Origin of the sequence: Frankia sp. BMG5.23 (genome assembly GCF_000685765.2) — a bacterium.
Taxonomy (GTDB): domain Bacteria; phylum Actinomycetota; class Actinomycetes; order Frankiales; family Frankiaceae; genus Frankia; species Frankia casuarinae.
In genome coordinates, this window is the sequence record NZ_JDWE01000017.1 from 29,714 (window position 1) to 46,778 (window position 17,065).

Annotated in this window: 11 protein-coding genes and 1 pseudogene; 3 read left to right on the forward strand and 9 right to left on the reverse strand. The window is 72.4% G+C overall.

Translation table 11 applies throughout. The features are described 5' to 3' along the window. Window positions 1-63 precede the first annotated feature (63 nt). Window positions 64-1,899, forward strand: a complete 1,836-nt coding sequence (locus tag BMG523DRAFT_RS10260; protein WP_043591028.1) for a glycosyltransferase family 4 protein — start codon at window positions 64-66, stop codon at window positions 1,897-1,899. Window positions 1,900-2,022: 123 nt separating this feature from the next. On the opposite strand, the gene BMG523DRAFT_RS10265 is transcribed toward BMG523DRAFT_RS10260, so the two are convergent. From BMG523DRAFT_RS10265 to BMG523DRAFT_RS10275, 3 genes are all read right to left on the reverse strand, one after another. Continuing rightward, window positions 2,023-2,622 carry a RyR domain-containing protein gene (locus tag BMG523DRAFT_RS10265; RefSeq protein ID WP_232234888.1) on the reverse strand — a complete coding sequence of 200 codons (600 nt, stop codon included), beginning with the start codon at window positions 2,620-2,622 and terminating at the stop codon, window positions 2,023-2,025. Window positions 2,623-2,722: 100 nt separating this feature from the next. Then, on the reverse strand, window positions 2,723-6,691 hold the full coding sequence (locus BMG523DRAFT_RS10270; protein ID WP_043591007.1) for a DUF3367 domain-containing protein: 3,969 nt from the start codon (window positions 6,689-6,691) through the stop codon (window positions 2,723-2,725). 185 nt (window positions 6,692-6,876) lie between these two features. Then, entirely contained in the window at window positions 6,877-7,830 is a 954-nt protein-coding gene (locus tag BMG523DRAFT_RS10275) for a dolichyl-phosphate beta-glucosyltransferase (RefSeq protein WP_235463053.1), read from the reverse strand. 726 nt (window positions 7,831-8,556) lie between these two features. Between BMG523DRAFT_RS10275 and BMG523DRAFT_RS10280 the strand changes: the two genes are divergently transcribed. Then, window positions 8,557-9,042 (forward strand): hypothetical protein, encoded by a 486-nt coding sequence (locus tag BMG523DRAFT_RS10280; RefSeq protein WP_043591009.1) that lies wholly within the window; start codon window positions 8,557-8,559, stop codon window positions 9,040-9,042. On the opposite strand, the gene BMG523DRAFT_RS10285 is transcribed toward BMG523DRAFT_RS10280, so the two are convergent. The 3 genes and pseudogenes from BMG523DRAFT_RS10285 to BMG523DRAFT_RS10295 all read right to left on the reverse strand — a co-directional run bounded on the left by BMG523DRAFT_RS10285 (window position 8,985) and on the right by BMG523DRAFT_RS10295 (window position 10,871). Next, window positions 8,985-9,473, reverse strand: a complete 489-nt coding sequence (locus tag BMG523DRAFT_RS10285) for a ribose-5-phosphate isomerase (RefSeq protein ID WP_011435608.1) — start codon at window positions 9,471-9,473, stop codon at window positions 8,985-8,987. The two genes, BMG523DRAFT_RS10280 and BMG523DRAFT_RS10285, sit on opposite strands and share 58 nt — an antisense overlap. A gap of 19 nt (window positions 9,474-9,492) precedes the next feature. Then, window positions 9,493-9,576 (reverse strand): annotated as a pseudogene (locus tag BMG523DRAFT_RS27325) (disulfide bond formation protein DsbA); the annotation flags it as partial. Window positions 9,577-9,737: 161 nt separating this feature from the next. Beyond that, the gene (locus tag BMG523DRAFT_RS10295) at window positions 9,738-10,871 is read right to left on the reverse strand and encodes an AI-2E family transporter (protein WP_108913754.1); all 1,134 of its coding nucleotides are present in this window, start codon (window positions 10,869-10,871) and stop codon (window positions 9,738-9,740) included. Window positions 10,872-11,283: 412 nt separating this feature from the next. Here BMG523DRAFT_RS10295 and pepN point away from each other — a divergent pair, with 412 nt between their 5' ends. Beyond that, entirely contained in the window at window positions 11,284-13,833 is a 2,550-nt protein-coding gene (pepN, locus tag BMG523DRAFT_RS10300; protein ID WP_023840454.1) for an aminopeptidase N, read from the forward strand. A 77-nt stretch (window positions 13,834-13,910) separates the two neighbouring features. Here the strand turns inward: pepN and BMG523DRAFT_RS10305 are convergent, their stop codons facing one another. Genes BMG523DRAFT_RS10305 through malQ form a run of 3 tightly spaced genes read right to left on the reverse strand, consistent with a single transcriptional unit; the run spans window position 13,911 to window position 17,059 of the window. Continuing rightward, window positions 13,911-14,348: a DUF5130 family protein gene (locus BMG523DRAFT_RS10305; protein ID WP_011435605.1), complete on the reverse strand. Its 438-nt coding sequence runs from the start codon at window positions 14,346-14,348 to the stop codon at window positions 13,911-13,913. Beyond that, on the reverse strand, window positions 14,335-14,775 hold the full coding sequence (locus tag BMG523DRAFT_RS10310; protein WP_232234886.1) for a hypothetical protein: 441 nt from the start codon (window positions 14,773-14,775) through the stop codon (window positions 14,335-14,337). The genes BMG523DRAFT_RS10305 and BMG523DRAFT_RS10310 overlap by 14 nt, the downstream gene beginning before the upstream one ends. Before the next feature lie 10 nt (window positions 14,776-14,785). After that, entirely contained in the window at window positions 14,786-17,059 is a 2,274-nt protein-coding gene (gene malQ / locus BMG523DRAFT_RS10315; RefSeq protein ID WP_043591010.1) for a 4-alpha-glucanotransferase, read from the reverse strand. Window positions 17,060-17,065: the final 6 nt, after the last annotated feature.

Below are 17,065 nucleotides of genomic sequence, written 5' to 3' on the forward strand. Positions count from 1 at the left end.
ATGGTAAGCCCTGGCGAGCGGAACGAAATGGAAGGAATGCCACCGGTGACGGGAAGTCCCAGCGTGACGCCCCCGGGAGGATCGACACACCTCGGAGGGTCCCGGGAGCGCCGGTACCTGCCCACCCTCGCCGGCCGGCACGTGGTGTTCCTCAACTGGCGGGACCGGGAGCATCCGCAGGCCGGCGGGGCGGAGTTGTTCTGCCAGTCGATCGCCGAGCGGTTCGCCGCGGCCGGTGCCCGGGTCACCCTGCTGACCTCGCGGGCCACGGAAGGTGAACGCCCTGGTCCGCCCGTCGCCGAGTCCGTTGGCGGCGTCGAGGTGCGCCGCGGGGGCGGTACCTTCGGCGTCTATCCATCGGTGCTCGCCCGGCTGGCCAGCCTGGGCCGGGCCGGGCACCGCGTCGACGCCGTCGTCGACTGCCAGAACGGGATCCCGTTCTTCAGCCCCCTGGTGCTGCCGGCGAGCACCCCCGTCGTGCAGGTGCTCCACCACGTTCATCAGAAACAGTTTCCGTTGTACTTCCCCGGGCCGGTCGCCCGGGTGGGGCAACTGCTGGAGGCGCCGGGCAGCCGGTGGGTCTACCGGCGCCGGCCGGTGGTGGTCGTCTCCCCCTCGACCCGCGCCGAGGCCCGTGACATCCTCGGCCTGCCCGGCCCGCGCTTCCTGGTCCCCAACGGGGTGACCACCTCGGCCGCCGGGGCCGCCGGGGCCGCCGGGGCCGCCGGGGCCGCCGGGGCCACTACGTTCACGGGCCCGGCTGGCGGTGGGCCCGCAGGCTCGGATGGCGGCCCCGCGACGGCACCCACCATCGTGTGCGTCGGCCGGCTCGTGCCGCACAAGCGGCTCCACCTGCTCCTCGACGCGCTGCCCGCGCTGGTCGGGGCGCATCCCGGGCTCACCGTCCACATCGTCGGCGACGGCCCGGACCGCGAACGGCTGACCGCCCGCGCGGTCGCCCTCGGGCTGACCACTACCGGTGCGGTGACCACTACCGACCCGGGGGCGGCTCCGGGCTCGGGAGGCACGACCGACCGGGACGGTGACGCCGTGCGCTGGCACGGCTACACCGATGCCGCCACCCGCGACCGGCTGCTTTCCTCGGCCTGGCTGACAGTCAACCCCTCGCATGGTGAGGGCTGGGGGCTGTCGGTCCTGGAGGCCGCTGCCCTCGGGGTGCCCGCGGTGGCGTTCCGGGTCCCGGGGCTGCGCGACGCGGTCCGGGACGGGACTACGGGATGGCTGGTCGACGAGGGCGAGCCGCTGGAGAAGACCCTCGACGCGGCGCTAAGGCTACTGGCCGAGCCGCCCGCGGCGGCCGAGCTGCGCGCGGCGGCCCGCGCCTGGGCGGCCGGGTTCACCTGGGACGCCAGCGCCGAACTGCTGGCCCGGGTGGTCACCGCCGAGATCGACCGACTGGCCGACCCGGCGGCGAAGCGGGCCGAAGCAGGAGAACAAGGCCGCGCGCCGCAGCGGGGTCGGGGACCGGATCGGGGCCTGGAGCGCCGGCGCCGGGACGATGACCTCACGCACGCCCGTTTCACCCTGCCGGTCGGCACCTCCCGCCCGGCGTTGCGCCGCACGGACCTGGTGTACCGGCCGGATCCGACCGGCCCGGAGATGATCGCGCTCCTCTACGGCGCCGGCCCCGCCGCCGCACGCACCGCCCTGACCCGGGCCGGAGTCGGGGTCGGCGCGCTCGCCGACCTGCGGCTACGCCCGGCGACCGGCGAGGACCTGCTGTTCGCGGCCAGCCGTGACCTGGCGGCATCTCCCCCGGATCCGGGTCCCGGTCCGATCCCGACCGACAACCGGGGCGATCAGGCGAAGGCCGGAGCGCGACGAGCAGCCTCGAACATGCTTTCCACGGAGCTAGCGGGAAAACCAGGTGACCGTTGATCGGGACGGTACCCAGGGGGCTGACACGAAAATAAGGTGACCGGTGCGCTCAGGCTGCGGAGGTCTTCGGGGTCATCGGCGGACAGCGGCAATGCGCCGACGATCGTCGCGGCCGTCAGCCGCTCACCGGATAGCCGCCTCGGCCGCGGGTCGCCGGGTGATGCACAGATCGGCCCGGGCCAGAACGGCCGGCATGTTCCGGATCGCGTCGCGGTCCCGATCACGGTCCTCTTCGGTCAGCTCCTCCCAGTCCACCATCGACGGGTGACGCTTGTCCGGGCCGAGGTCCTCGCGCACCGGACCGTAGGAGTAACCCTGCCGCTCCTTGTGCTGCCGCCACCGGTCGTGCTCGGCCCGGGCGAGCTCCTCGACCTCGGCGGCGGACAGCGAAAACGGATCGACAGCCGGATCGACGTCCTGCTCGGCCGGTGTGCACACCCAGCCACGGTTACGCAGCACCGTCTCGTAATGAACCGCCTGATCACGGTTGGCTTCCCGCAGCGCCTCGGAGAGCTCCGCCCAGGGCCGCAGTCCGGGCCTCGATCCAGCCGCGTGCCGTTTACCGAGCTCATGCTCCAGATAGCGGTCGTGGATCGCCCGCGCCAGCTGCTCCACCAACTCCCCGTCGCCCAGGACCGACGGCGTGCCGCCGACGCCGCCATCCCCGCCCACCGCATCGGCCCAGGCCGGGCGCGAGGCCCCGATCGGCCGTAGAGCATCCACGCGGACTCCACGCACGGCACGCCTGGCTGTGATCATGACCGGATGTCTCCCTCAGGAACAGACGGTGGACGACGTCCGAACAATCGGCGCCACGAAAACGCTAACCGAGTCCCTTGCTGTCGGTATAGGGATTGCGAGTCCTATGCCCGACATCGGACCCGGCTCGGGCGCCGAAGTGGGCGCCGGCGCCCGAGCCGGCGGGACGGTCCCAGGCCCGCCCGGCCAACGCGGCCAGCACCGCCGCCAAGGCCAAGGCGCCGAACACCTGGACCAGCGGCCCGAACGCCCCCTGCCCGGATCCGGGCTGGCTGCCGGGCTGCGCCGCCACCCCGATTCCCGCGCCAATCATGGCGACCGCGGCGCAGCGGCCCCCCGCCGCGGGCCAGCGCCGACCGACCAGGACGAACACCGGTACGGCCAGCGCCACCGGGCCCGCCACCAGCGCCACCGCCAGCATGGCGAGCACCGTCCACCCCGCACCGGCCACCGGCGGGGACACCGTCGCCCGGCCCAGCCGGCCCAGCCGGCGCGGCCTCAGCAGCGCCGGATAGCCGTTCTCGTCGGATCGTGGCCGTAGCCGGAACCGGGCGGGCAGCACGGCGAGCACGACCAGCACCACGACCAGCAACAGCCCCACCACGAGGTTGCGGCGGTATTCCGCACCGGGCGCGTTGTCGATGACGATCGTGCCGCCGGTGCCGGCCGGGACGATCCAGCCCTGCTGCCAGCCGTCGAGGCGCAGCGGGGTCAACGCCACGCCGTTCAGCTTCGCCGTCCACGAGGAGTTGGCGTTCTCCCGGACGGCGAGGAAGGCGCGGTCACCGGCGCCGATCTGGACCGTCCGGTGCTCCGCTGTCCACTCGTGCACCGTCGTCGCCCGCGGCGTGGCCGCGCTCACCTGGGCGCCCGATCCGACCAGCGCGATCGCGTCGACGAGGATGGAGGTCGCTCCCTGGTCGACGCCGAGCAGGTGCGGCCCCGCCGAGAGCCGCAGCGTGCCGCCGTCGGTGCACAGCGACACCCGCACCGGCCGCACCGAGGTGACGTCGCTGTCCCGGCCGGAGATCCGCAGGGGGTAACGGGTCCCGTCGACGACCAGGGTGGGGCCCTGGCCGCAGTCGACCAGCAACGGAGTGTCACCCGCTGGGGGTGTCCCCCGCGGCGGGGGGATGAAGCTCGCCGAGCCGCTCATCGTGAAGGTCATGTCCCGGGGCACCTCGAAGCGCCGGGACAGCGCCAGCTCCTCCGAGCCGCCGAACGGCTGTGCCGGGTCGACCCGCTCCCGGGCCATCGAGAAGGCGACCAGCCCCCCGTCCGGCGCGGCGAAGCGCCGGGCCACGTCGGTGGGGAGCTGCGCGTAGTGGCGGAAGGTGACCCCGGGGATGGTGATCTCCCGAATACCGGCGCCGAGGGTGTCGTCGGTCTCCTGGCCGACCCGCGCGAACGTGATGCGGTACCAGCGGCTCGGCCCCGCTGGGACGGCGAGGCGCTGGATGTCCTCCACCGGACGCACCTCGGTGACCACCGAGCCCGCCTCGCTGGACACCCGCAGCGCCTCGACGGCCGGCCGCCACGAACCCTCGGACAGCAGCCGCACGTCGAGGTAGGGCACGGTCATCCGCCGGCCGGCATCGAGCTGGATCCACTGCCCGGCCGACGTCGTGCCCTTCGTGCGCTGTGCCGTCCACGCGGTCGCGGCGAAGCCGTCGACGGCCGCCGGTGGCGCGAGGTCCGGCGCGGCGAGTAGGTCGTAGCCGTAGGAGGACGCGGTGACGGACATGCCGCCGACGTAGCCCGCGACCGTCTGGTGGCCGGCGACGTCGGCCTCGGCCCACTGGTGGGGCTCCCCCGTCTTGCCGACCGCGGTGCCGGTGGGCCCGAGGAGGTACGAAGCGGCGTCGTGGACGAGTCCGAAGGTGCTGTCGCGCCGGGTCAGGGTGTCCGTGTCGACCCAGGCGGTCGTCGGGCCGATCACCTCCCCCGGCGCAACCTTGATCGCCGCCGGGCTCGTCGAAGACGCCACGGCGGCGGACGGATCGGTGCGATCCGCGGCGAGGTCCGCGGCGAGCACGGCGGCCCGGTCGCTGCTCAGCAGGCCCTGCCCGGCGAGCTGCACCGTCGCCTCGGGGCCGCCGGAGACGACGACGGCGGTGTCCGCCGGGTAGGAGCCGACAAGCTTCGCGCCGCCCGGGACGGTCCAGACCTCCAGCGCGGGTACCCGCGCGGTCGGGTTACGCAGCTCCGGGACGAGCCTCTCCTTCGCCGAGGCGCGCGCCGGCACCTGCGGGCCAAACGCGGCGGTCAGGGTGAGACCGGAGGAACGCAACGCCCGGTGGAGCTCGTCGGTGGACGGGGGGACGTCCCAGTTCTTCTGTTCCAGGTCGTTGCGGAGCAGGATCTGGCCGATCCCGGCCCGGGCCAGCGCCGGGGCGAGGCCCGCGGCGGACCCGGTGGCGAGCTGGTGCTCGATGCCGTCCATCAGCCGGGTCACGCCCGTGCCACCGAGCGGGATCAGGCCGCGGACCCCCCACGGCGTGCGGGCCAGCCACTGCAGCGGCTCGTCGAGCGGCCGGCCCCACTCGTACTCGGCGAACGGCGAGCCGGGCAGCACCAGTGCCCGGCCGTCCTGGGGATGGGCGGCCAGCCAGTCCGCGGCGGCCACCCAGTAGTCGGGCACCCGGGCGAACGGCCGGGGCTGCAGCGCCCTGCCGGCGAGCGCTGGCGTCATGCCGCAGACCAGCGCGGCCACGGTCAGCACGACGGGGACGTTCACCGCGACGGTCACGATCATGTCCGCGGTCCTGCCGTGCCGGCGGGAAGCCCCGCGGGTCGTCCATCTCCGCACACGGGCGGTGAGACTGACAGGTCGGACCGTCAGGGCGTGCGCGATCCCCAGGGCTATCGGCAGGCGCACCACCGGCTGGAACTTGTAGACGTTGCGCAGAAAGCCCAGCTGGTCACCGAGCAGGTCCCGCACCACGCCCGCCAGCGGGCTGCCCGGATGCCCCGGATAGGCCGCAGCCACCGAGACCGTGCCGGCGGCCAACGTCACCAGCAGGAACCGGCGGGCGGGCAGATCGGCCCGGGACAGCCCCCACAGCCCGATCGCCGCCACGGCTGCCGATCCGATGATAGGCACCGGCCGGGACACGTACTCGGTGGCGGCCGGCAGCCAGGGCCTGGGTAACTGGACATACGCCAGCCAGTCCGTCGCGCCGCGCAGGGCTTCCGCCACCGACGTCGTCGCCGTGGTCGTCTGGGCGGTCTCGGTGAACGCGAGGAAGTTCAGCCCGTAGCGGCCCTGCACCATCAGCGCCAGCAGCCACCAGGCCGAGGCGAGGATGACGGCGACGACCCACCAGGCCCGCAGCGCCCAGGCCCGGCGGGTGCCGCCGGCGAACACAAGGACCGCCGCCGGACAGAGCAGGACGCACAGCGTGACCGTCGCGTTGATTCCGCCGGTGCCCAGGATGGCGAGTCCGGACAGGGCAGCCGCCCGTCGCGGGGACAGCCGCCGGCCCGGGTCCAGGGCGGGATCGTCAGCGGCATCGACATCATCGACGGCCGTGGTACTGGTGGTGGCGGCCGTACCGGTGTCGGCGCCGAAGGCGCCGTCCGGACGCAGCGCGAGGATGAGCGGCAGGGTGATCCACGGGAGCATGGCGGCGCCCGCGAGCGCCACGGAAGTCGCCCCGATCTTGCCGAGGAACATCGGGGACAGGGTGTAGGCGAGTCCGGCCAGCACCCGGGTGCGCGGTACGCCGAGCCGCAGGGCCTCGGCCAGCCGCACGACCCCCCAGGCGGAGACGGTGAGGAGCAGCGCGATCCACAGCCGCTGGGTGACCCAGGCGGGTATCCCGAGCAGGTCACCGGCACCGAAGAACGGTCCCATCGGGAACAGGTAGCCGACGTACTGGTTGGGCAGGTAGCCGAACTCGGCGAGGGAGTTCCACAGGTGGGTGGCCCGCCCCATGAAGCCCCACGGGTCAAGGGGGACGTCCAGCTTGGTGTCGGCGGTCAGGTTGCCGGGGGCCTGGAGCAGAAAGAGCACCATAAAGCCGGCGGCCATGCCGAACAGGGGCCGCCGTGACGTCCGCGTGTCGCGGCGACGCGGCGACGCGGCGACGGCCGGGGCTGCGACGGCCGGGGCGGGTGACGGCGCGCCGAGGCCCTGCGCCGTCGTGGGGGTGCCGGCGGCGGGGGAAGGGATCGCTTACTCCAAAGGATAAGGATGGGGTCCGGTTCGCCGGACCTTCATACAGCCTTCCGAGGCAGCGGAGTCACACCACCCAGGTCCGCGGGCAGGCGCAGGGGCTTCTCGACGCCCCCCACGGCCGCCGTGAGGACGGCGGGCGGCGGCCCGGCGGTCACCGGTTCCGCGGGGGCCGGGACGCTCACGGCAGAAGGCGGGACTCGGACCTGCGCGGCGGGGGACGCCCCGTCGCCCGGACGAACCGGCGCTGCCGCGGCGGCGGGCGACTGCACCGTGGGACGCGTCACTACGAGGCCGGGAGCGGAGCGGTTCAGGTACCGCCGGGCGCGCATCACGTCGACGAGCATCGCGGGGGTGTGCCGGGTCACCCGGAACGTGCCACCGGGTATCTCCGCCCATCGGACCGGGACCTCGGCGATCCGGTAGCCGATCGACCGGGCGATCGAGAGCACCTCCACGTCGAAGCCAAATCCGGAGGAGCGCGCAAGGCTGAACAGCAGCTTGGCCTCGGGGCCGCGGAAAGCCTTGAACCCGCATTGGGTGTCGGCGACGTCCAGGCTGGTCAGGGACCGGGTGATCTGGTTGAAGGCCCAGCTGCCGACCCGCCGGCCACTGCTGCGGACCGCACCCGCCCCAACCCGGCGCGATCCGAGCGCCACTTCGGCGTGCTCCAGCGCGGCGAGGAGCAGAGGAAGATCATTGACGTCGGAGGCGCCGTCGGCGTCCAGGAAGGCGATCGACTCACCGTGCGCGGCCGACACCCCCATGCGGACCGCGGCGCCCTTGCCCGAGTTCCACGGCAGCCGCAGGACCCGACCACCGGGCAGATCCGCGAGCAACTCCTCGGCGATCGCAGCGGTGCCGTCCGTACTGCCGTCGTCAACCACAATCACCTCGGCACCGGGGATCCTGTGCATGACCGAGATCAGCGGGGGTAGCGAGCCGGGCAGGCGCATCGCCTCGTTGTAGGCGGGGATGACAACGCTCACAGGCACGCGGTCCAAGACTCACTCCTAGGCCGCGACGACGGAGCCGATGACTGAAGCCACCGAGGCGCAGCGGTTGGTGACGGCCGATCGAGATCAGCAAACAGTTTTAGGCGTTCTACCGAAACGCGGCAAAGTATGCATGCTAGAGTTTCCTTTTGTTTCATTTACTGGCAATGTGACACAATGGGCATCTCTTGAGTACAGGTGGACATCTATTGAGCGTACGTTGGACTATCAGACGTTCATCTGGCGATGTGTAGCATACGGATGAGGCAGAACAGCTCGGACAGGGGGTGGCCGATCCCCCGGAGCGCCTCGGATCATCCTGGATCGGACGGTCGGCCAGGTCGCGGTGCGGCGACCCGGCGCCCGCGGGCGTGCACGCTGCGGAGCAGAAAAACGCGGCAGGCGGGCCGGCGGGGGACCAACCGCCGACACCGGGTACGGATTTGCGAACCGTGGATCGGCGACGCCACGACGATTCCGGGGCCCGGCGTCGACCGGACCGGACCGGAAACGGTCGGGCTGTCGCTGTCGGGCGACCCGCCGGTAGCACCCGGGACGGTGAACTTCCGGAGACCTTCGGAAATGGAAGGATGGAGATCAACCTGTCGCGGGGGATAACCGCGCACCGGCGGATTTCCGACGTCCACCCGCGTCACGAGGCCTCCCCGAGCGGCCCGCTTCTGGGATGATCCACCAAGGGTTCCGGCCAGGGCGGATGGAGGAGCCATGCCACGACCCGAGCGCGCAGGTCGGGCCCGGTCGCATGCGGCCAGGGCGGGCGAGGCGGACGCGCAGCTGCGCGGTCTCATCGATGCGGGTCGCAGCAAGCTGCCCCCGAGAACGGCGATGCGGGCCCGCGACGCCGCCCGGCCCACCGACGCCGACCTCGCCGAGGCCGAGCGATCGGTGGTACTGCATCGCGGATCACGCCCCGCACCGGCGACCCCGTCGACCAGCCCCACCGACCCGGTCCGCCGCGGCGGCCCCAGCAGCGCCGGAGCCGGTCGTGCCGAAGCCAGCAGCGCCGGAGCCGAGAGCGCCACGACCGACCGCCGCGGCCGGGGTGCCCGCAGGACCCGCCGACGCTCCGACCGCGGATCCGCCGGACCGCATGAGAGCGGCCCTGCCGAGACCGGGTCCTCGAAGAACAGGTCTCAGGAAGCCGACGAGGCCGACCCGGGCACCGACGGTACGTCCCCGGTCCGCTCGTAGGCCGAGAGCATCCGAAGCCGCCGCACGTGTCGTTGCTCCCCGCTGAACGGCGTGGTGAGGAAGACCTCGGCGAACGTCAGGGCCGCCGTGACGGTGTACATGCGCGCGCCGAGGCTCAGCACGTTGGCATCGTTGTGCTGGCGGGCCAGCGTCGCCGTCTGCTCGCTCCATGCCAGGGCCGCGCGCACCCCGGCGACCTTGTTCGCCGCGATGGCCTCCCCGTTGCCCGATCCCCCGATGACGATGCCCATGCTGCCCGGTTCGACAGCGGTGGCGGCGGCGGCGGCGAGGACGAACGGAGGGTAGTCATCGTCGGGGTCGTACTCGACAGGACCATGGTCGACGGGCGCGTGGCCCAGCTCCACCAGACGCTCGGCGAGCGCCTCCTTCAGGTGGAAGCCCGCATGGTCAGATCCCAGATGGACACGCATGATGTGTCATCATGCCCGATCACGTGAGGATCGGGTCCTGGTCCCAGGTCCGTTTGAGCTCGTGGAAGCCGGGGGTAGCAGCGACGAGCAGAACTCCGTCCCAGAAGACCGCTTCGGTCGCGTCCGCGGGCAAGGGTACGGACGTGGGTGTGGGTGTGGGTGTGGGTACGAACGTGGCCGCGGGGGTGTCGAGAGTTTCGGCGCTCATGTGGTCTCCTCGGTCGACGGCACCGTTCGACCGGGATCAACCCGTCGGGGTGGTGGTCACTTCCCGCTCACGGCGAGATAACCGGCGACCCTGTTCACCATGGCAGCGAACGGAACGGCGGCGATGGCACCGGGGATGCCGGCCAACACGCCACCGGCCGACAGCGCGATGACAATCGCGAGCGGATGCAACCGCACCGCCCGCCGCATGACCAGCGGCTGCAACAGGTGCCCCTCGACCTGCTGCACGGCCAACACGACACCCAGAATGATCAACGCATCCGGCACGCCATTCGAGACCAGGGTCACCAGTACCGCCGCGGCGCCGGCCACCGTCGCCCCGACAATCGGGACGAACCCGCCGAAGAACGTCAGCAGGGCCAGCGGCGCGACGAGCGGGACACCCACGCCGACCAGGCCGATGGTGATACCGATCGCGTCGACCGCCGCGACAAAGACCGTCCCACGAATGTAGCCGGTCAACGTGTTCCACGCCTCCCGACCGGCGCCACGCACCCGCTCCTCCGCTCCGTCCGGGAAGCGGGTGACGATCCAGTTCCAGATACGATCCCCGTCGTACAGGAAGAAGAAGGTCGAGAACAGGGTGACGAGCAGGCCGGTGAGCACCTCGGCGGCCACCGAGGCGCCGGAGATCACCCCGGAGACCAGGCGCCCCCGGTTGTTCGCCAGGCTCTTGCGGATGTCGTCGACCAGATTGTCGATCTGGCTCTGTGACAGGTGGAGCGGACCGTTTCTCAGATAGCCGCGGATCTGCTCGACGCCCTCGCTGACCTGATCGCTGACCGTGGGGATCTCGTTCGCTGCGTTGAAGCCCACCGCCACCCCGGCACCCACGAACACCGCGAAGAACACGAACAACGCGGTGAAGGCAGCGCCCAGCCGGTTCATACCGAGCCGCTGCAGCCGGTGCGCGAGCGGATGGATGAGAGCGGCGATGAGCAGCCCGGCGATGAGCGGAATCACCACGATCCGGACCCGTCCCACGACCATCAGCAGGATGTAGATGGCCGCGCCCGTGACGATCAGACGCCACGACCAGCCCGCCGAGACCCGCAGCGCGACCGGGATGTGATAGTCGGCCCGCCGAGCCGGGGACTCCCCCCCGCCGGCGGCCCGCGGCCCGCCTGGTGGCTCGGATGCCGCCGCCTCGGGCATCGGCGCGGTGGGCATCGGCGCGGTGGACGACCCACCGCCGGCCGGAACGGCTGAGGCCCGGCGAGCCCGGTGAGGGCGCCCGGGGACGCGACCGAGCCCCGCCACCCGTCTCACCGGCGGCTCCCTTCCTGTCCTGCCCTCTTCCTGCCTTCCCGCGACCGCGCGGACATCCCGATCCTCCCGCAGGCTGGTCACGCGGAAGATGTCGCCATCGTGCCGCATCGGCGACCAGCGAGAGCGGGCACCCCGCGCCAATCACCACAATCCACCATCTCCGGCACCGGTACCACGGCCGACGGCCCGACCACCACGTCCCCGACCACCACGTCCCCCGGCGGCGACCGTTCCCCTCATCGGCGTGGGAGACTGGGAACACGGTGATGACCGTGTGCAGTCCTGCAAGTCCGTGCCGTCCGAAAGGAACCGGGTGCCCAACAACCTCACCCGCGACGAGGCGCGCGAGCGCGCCCGCCTGCTCAACGTTGCCTCCTATGACGTCGAACTCGACCTGACGACCGGCCACGAGACCTTCCGCACGTCAACCGCGGTCATCTTCACCTGCGTCGAGCCTGGGGCGTCGACGTTCATCGAGCTCGCCGCCGCGAAGGTCGACGAGGTCGTTCTCAACGGAGCGCCGCTCGACCCCGCCGCGGTGTTCGACGGCGAGCGGATCCGGCTCGATAACCTCGCGGAGTCGAACCGGCTCACGGTGGTGGCGGACGGCGTCTACTCCCGCACCGGTGAAGGCCTGCACCGCTTCGTCGACCCGGTGGACGAGGCCGTTTACCTCTACACCCAGTTCGAGACGTACGACGCGCACCGGATGTACGCCTGCTTCGACCAGCCCGACCTCAAGGCGACGTTCACCCTCACGGTCACCGTCCCGGCGGACTGGAAGGCGATCTCCAACAGCGCGGTCGCCGCGGTGGCGGAGGCCGCGATCGGGGTGCGCACCATCCGCTTCCTGACCACCCCGGTGATGTCGACGTACATCACCGCGCTCGTCGCCGGCCCGTACCACGAGGTCCGCGACCACCACGACGGCATCGACCTGGGCCTCTACTGCCGCCGATCGCTGGCCGAGTTCCTCGACCCCGCCGAGCTCTTCGAGATCACCAAAGCCGGGTTCGACTTCTACCACCGGGTGTTCGACTACCGGTACCCGTTCGGCAAGTACGACCAGTTGTTCGTGCCCGAGTTCAACGCCGGGGCGATGGAGAACGCCGGCTGCGTGACCTTCCTGGAGGAGTATGTCTTCCGGGCGAAGGTGACCGAGGCCCGCCGCGAGCGGCGCGCCGAGACGATCCTGCACGAGATGGCGCACATGTGGTTCGGTGACCTGGTCACCATGCGCTGGTGGGACGACCTGTGGCTGAACGAGTCGTTCGCCACCTACATGTCGGTCCTCGCCCAGGTGAACGCGACCCGCTTCACCAACGGCTGGACGACCTTCGCCAACGCGGAGAAGGGCTGGGCCTACCGCCAGGACCAGCTCTCCTCCACGCACCCGATCGTCGCCGACGCCCCGGACATGGACGCGGTACGGACGAACTTCGACGGCATCACCTACGCCAAGGGCGCCTCGGTGCTCAAGCAGCTCGTGGCCTGGGTCGGCCAAGAGGAGTTCCTCGCCGGGCTGCGGGCGTACTTCCGCCGCTACGAGTACGCGAACACGTCGCTGCGCGACCTGCTCGACGAGTTGGAGAACGCCAGCGGGCGGAACCTTACCGCCTGGTCCGCGGACTGGCTGGAGACCACCGGCGCGAACACCCTGCGGCCGCGCTTCTTCACCGACTCCTCGGGCCTGTTCACCTCGTTCGACGTGGTGCAGGAGCCGGCGTCGGCGCCGCCGACCGCCTCGCGCACGCTGCGCCCGCACCGGCTCGCGATCGGCCTTTACGATCGGGACGCCACCGGCGCGCTGGTCCGGCGGGAACGGGTCGAGCTCGACGTGACGGGCAAGCTCACCGAGGTCGCCAAGCTCGTCGGTGCCCGCCAGCCGGATCTGATCCTGCTCAACGACGACGACCTCACGTACGCGAAGGTGCGCCTCGACGAGCGGTCGCTGGCCACGCTCGTCGAGGCGATCGGCGCCATCTCCCAGTCACTGCCCCGGACGCTGTGCTGGGCGGCGGCCTGGGACATGACCCGCGACGCCGAACTCGCCGCCCGGGACTACGTCCGGCTCGTGCTGTCCGGGGTGACCGCTGAGGACGACATCGGCGTGGTGCAGTCGCTGCTGGCCAAGGCGGACCTGACGATCGACACCTACGGCGACCCGGCAAACCGGAAGCCCGCGCTGCGCGCGCTGACGGAACGCGCCGAGGAGCTGGCGCGCGCCGCGGCCCCCGGCAGCGACCTGCAGCTCGTCTACACCACCTCCTTCGCCCAGGCCGAGGAGGCCGACCAGGTGGCGCGGATCCGGGCGCTGTTCGAGGGCACCGACGTCATCGAGGGGCTCGTGCTCGACACCGAGCTGCGCTGGACCCTGCTGACCCAACTCGTCGCCCGGGGCGTTTACGCCGACGCCGAGATCGACACGGAGCTCGCCCGCGACCGCACCGCCACCGGCGAGAAGCGAGCTGCGACCGCGCGGGCGGCACGGCCGACCGCGGCGGCGAAGGCCGCAGCCTGGTCGGCGGTCATGGACTCGGACACCCTGTCGAACCACTTGGCCGCCGCGACGATGGGCGGTTTCTGGATCTCCGACCAGCTCGAGCTGACCCGGCCCTACGTGGACCGTTTCTTCGACGAGATCGCTGGGATCTGGGAGACCCGCAGCTTCGACATGGCCTCCACCATCACCCAGATGCTGTTCCCGGCGTCGGTGATCGAACCGGAGACGGTGGCGAAGGTCGACGCCTACCTGGCCGAGCACAACCCGGTCCCGCCCCTGCGGCGGGCCCTGCTGGAAGGCCGCGACGGGCTCGTCCGGGCGCTGGCCGCACGCAAGAAGGACATCGAGGCGGCGGCGTAGCGTACCCGCATCAGGCCGGTCGGAGCCGGCCGGGCCGGGAGGAGCCGGCCGGGCCGGCTCCTCCGGGATCAGCGGGGTCAGGGCGTCGGGCTGACCGCCAACGAAGGCTGCGTCGGGGGGAGGGTCCCGGCGGCTGCGCCGCCCGCGCCACCTGCCGCGTCCGCGAGCTGGCGGATGCCGGTGATCAGGCCGCCGACCAGATCGCCCAGCGCGAAGCTGGAGGCCATCGTCAACGCGGCGAGCCCGGTGGCCGAGTCGCTGATCCGCTTCCTGGCGGCCGGGGTCGTGGCGATCCGTACGAACCGCTGCCCGGGCGAGACGAGGATCAGCACGGCGGCATCCCGCCCCGCGTCGTTGACGAGGTTCGCGAGGATCCGCTCGGCGGCGAGCCGGACGTCGCCGCGCACCGCGCCGATCCGGATGCTGACGTGGATGCCGGTACGCGTCTCGGCAAGCTCCCGGGCCCGGTTCAGCCGGTCGAGCTGCTCGTGGGTGAACGGCTCACCAGTTGCCACTGGCACCACCCGCGCCGGGAAGGGCGGTCTTCGTCTGCTCGCCCTCGATCTCCTCCGGCTTGGAGCCGATCCAGATCTCGTCGTGCTCCCAGGGCTGCCCCGGGCGGTAGCGCACCGGCCCGCTCTTGCGGCTCGACCACGCGGCCAGCAGGATCGCGATGACGAACCCACCGACGATGGTGCCGCCGTAGATCGCCCATGACTGCACGGCCGTGAGCGGATCGGGGTTGTAGGGGGTTCCGATCTCCCCGGCCGAGGCGCTCACCGCGAACACCGGCACCGCGAACAGCGCGAGGCCGACAACGGTGAGAACCCGGCGCGGCGCGATCCTGGATCGCGACCCCGGCGCGGGGTGTGCCCCCGGCCACGGGCGGGAGGTGCCGGCGAACGGCAGCCATCGGGTCTGGCGCGGTCGACGTCGAGTCACGCAGCGAAGATTACCGGGAAATGGGGTTACGGTCCTCGTCTGGGGATGCCGCACCGGTGGACGACACGCCCCGGACCTGGGCAACCCGGACCTGGGCGAGGAACTCGCCAAGCCGGCGCACGTCCGGATCGGTCAGCAGACGTTCCACCGTAACCGGCCGACCGGCGGAGTCGGTCACCGGGAGCCGCCAGTTCGGATAGGCGTCGGTCGTGCCCGGCAGGTTCGGCTGATGCCGGTCGCCCAGCGCGTCACCCGGCGACCCGAGCACGATGCGGCACGAAGACCGCACCAGCAGCCGGTGCAGCGCGAAAACGATCTCCTGCCGAACGGCGGGGTCGAACTCCGGCCGGCCGCGCCCGCCGGGGTTCCCCCGTCCGTCGAGGCCCGCCGCCGCGCCCGCCGGATCCACCAGCCCCTCGGATCGCACCAGCTCGACCAACGCGTCCCGCTCGGCTCGCCAGCCGGCCGCCTCGGCCTCCTCCGAACGCCCGAGCAGCCCCAACCGGGCGCGGGTGCGCACGTGCTCGCCCTCGAGGTAGCCGGCGGCGGTGGGCAGGTCGTGCGTGGTGAGGCTGGCCATCGTCGCCGCCCGGTACGCCGTCGGCGGCAACGGGCGGCCCTCGGCGTCCTGCTCGAACCACAGCACCGTCGAACCCAGCACGTTCATGCGGGCGAGCGTCGTCGCCACCGATGCCTCGACGGTACCCAGATCCTCCCCGACGACGACGGCGCCGGCACGGGCGGCCTCCAACGCGAGCAGGCCGAGCATCGCCTCGGCGTCGTAACGCACGTATGTCCCGTGAGCGGCGCCCGCCCCAGCCGGAATCCACCACAGCCGGAACAGGCCGAGGATGTGGTCGACCCGCAGCCCGCCGCCGCGGCGCAGCACCGAGGCGACCATCTGACGCAACGGCGCGTACCCGGCCTCGGCCAGGGCGTCCGGCCGCCACGGCGGCAGCCCCCAGTCCTGGCCCTGCTGGTTGAAGGTGTCCGGTGGGGCCCCCACGCTCGCGCCGACGGCGAGAACGTCCTGCAGCGCCCAGGCGTCCGCACCGCCCGGATCGACGCCGACGGCCAGGTCGTGCACGATCCCGGCGGCCATCCCGGCGGCCCGGGCGGCGGCCTGCGCCGCGGCGAGCTGCTGGTCGCAGCGCTGCTGGAGCCACACGTGGAAGGCGACACGGTCGGCCAGCTGCGCCCTCGCCTCGGCGACGGCGGGCGCGCCCGGATGAGCGAGACGCGCCGGCCAGGTCCGCCAGTCCGGGCCGTACCGCTCGGCGAGCGCGCTCCAGGTCGCGAAATCGATCAGGTCGGACCCGGCCGGCTCGGCGGCGGGCTCGGAAGCGGCGGACCCGGCGGATGCCACCTGCTCGCCGCCACGCCGGAAGACCTCGAAGAGCAGTTCCAGCGCGGCCAGCTTCGCCCGCCACACCGCGTCCCGATCGAGCAGACCGTCCCGCCGCCCGTCGCGACGGGCGCCGCGGGCGAGCTTGTCAACGGCAGCCCGGGTGGCGGGATCGGCCCGGGCGTACTCGGGCGTCCGCTCCGGTCGCAGGTAGAGCGGGGAGACGAAACGGCGGCTTGCGGGCGAGTAGGGGGACGCCGCGACGGGCAGGGTCGGCGCACCCGCATGCAGCGGATTCACCAGCAGCACGTCGGCACCCGCCCGGCCCGACCAGTCGGCGAGCGTCGCGAGATCGCCATAGTCCCCCATCCCCCAGGACGACGTCGAGGTGAGCGCGTAGAGCTGGATCATCCAGCCCCAGGCGCGGGCCGGCGGGGCGAGGGCGGCGGGGCCGGGCACCGCGGCCGGCACGGCAACGACCTGGCAGCGATGCCGCTCGGTTCCGGCGTCGATGTGCAGCACGTGGTCCCCCAAGGGCAGACCCGCCGGGAGCCCTATCGGCCGGGCGACCCAGGGCACGCCGTCGAGCACCCGCTCGGCCAGGGGGGCGCCAGGGGGATCGAGGACGATTCGGCCGCCGGTGCCGAGCTCCAGCTCAGCGTGTGGAATGATCTCCACGGGCGTGTGAACGACCACCGGGCGCGGTGCTGCGGCGACGACGACGGCGCAGGCCGGCACCCGGCGTCGCCAAGGCCGCTCCAGCGCCGCCGCGAGCGCTGCGGCGGGATCCGTCGGATCGACCCCCGCCAGCCGCAGGACGGCCCGGACGGTGTCCGGCGCGACCTGTACCGGGACACCGTCGGCCCCGAGGTAGGACGTCGCCACGCCGGACACTGCGGCGAGTTCGGCGAGGACCGGGTCGATGGTGGGGTCCACCACCGGCGT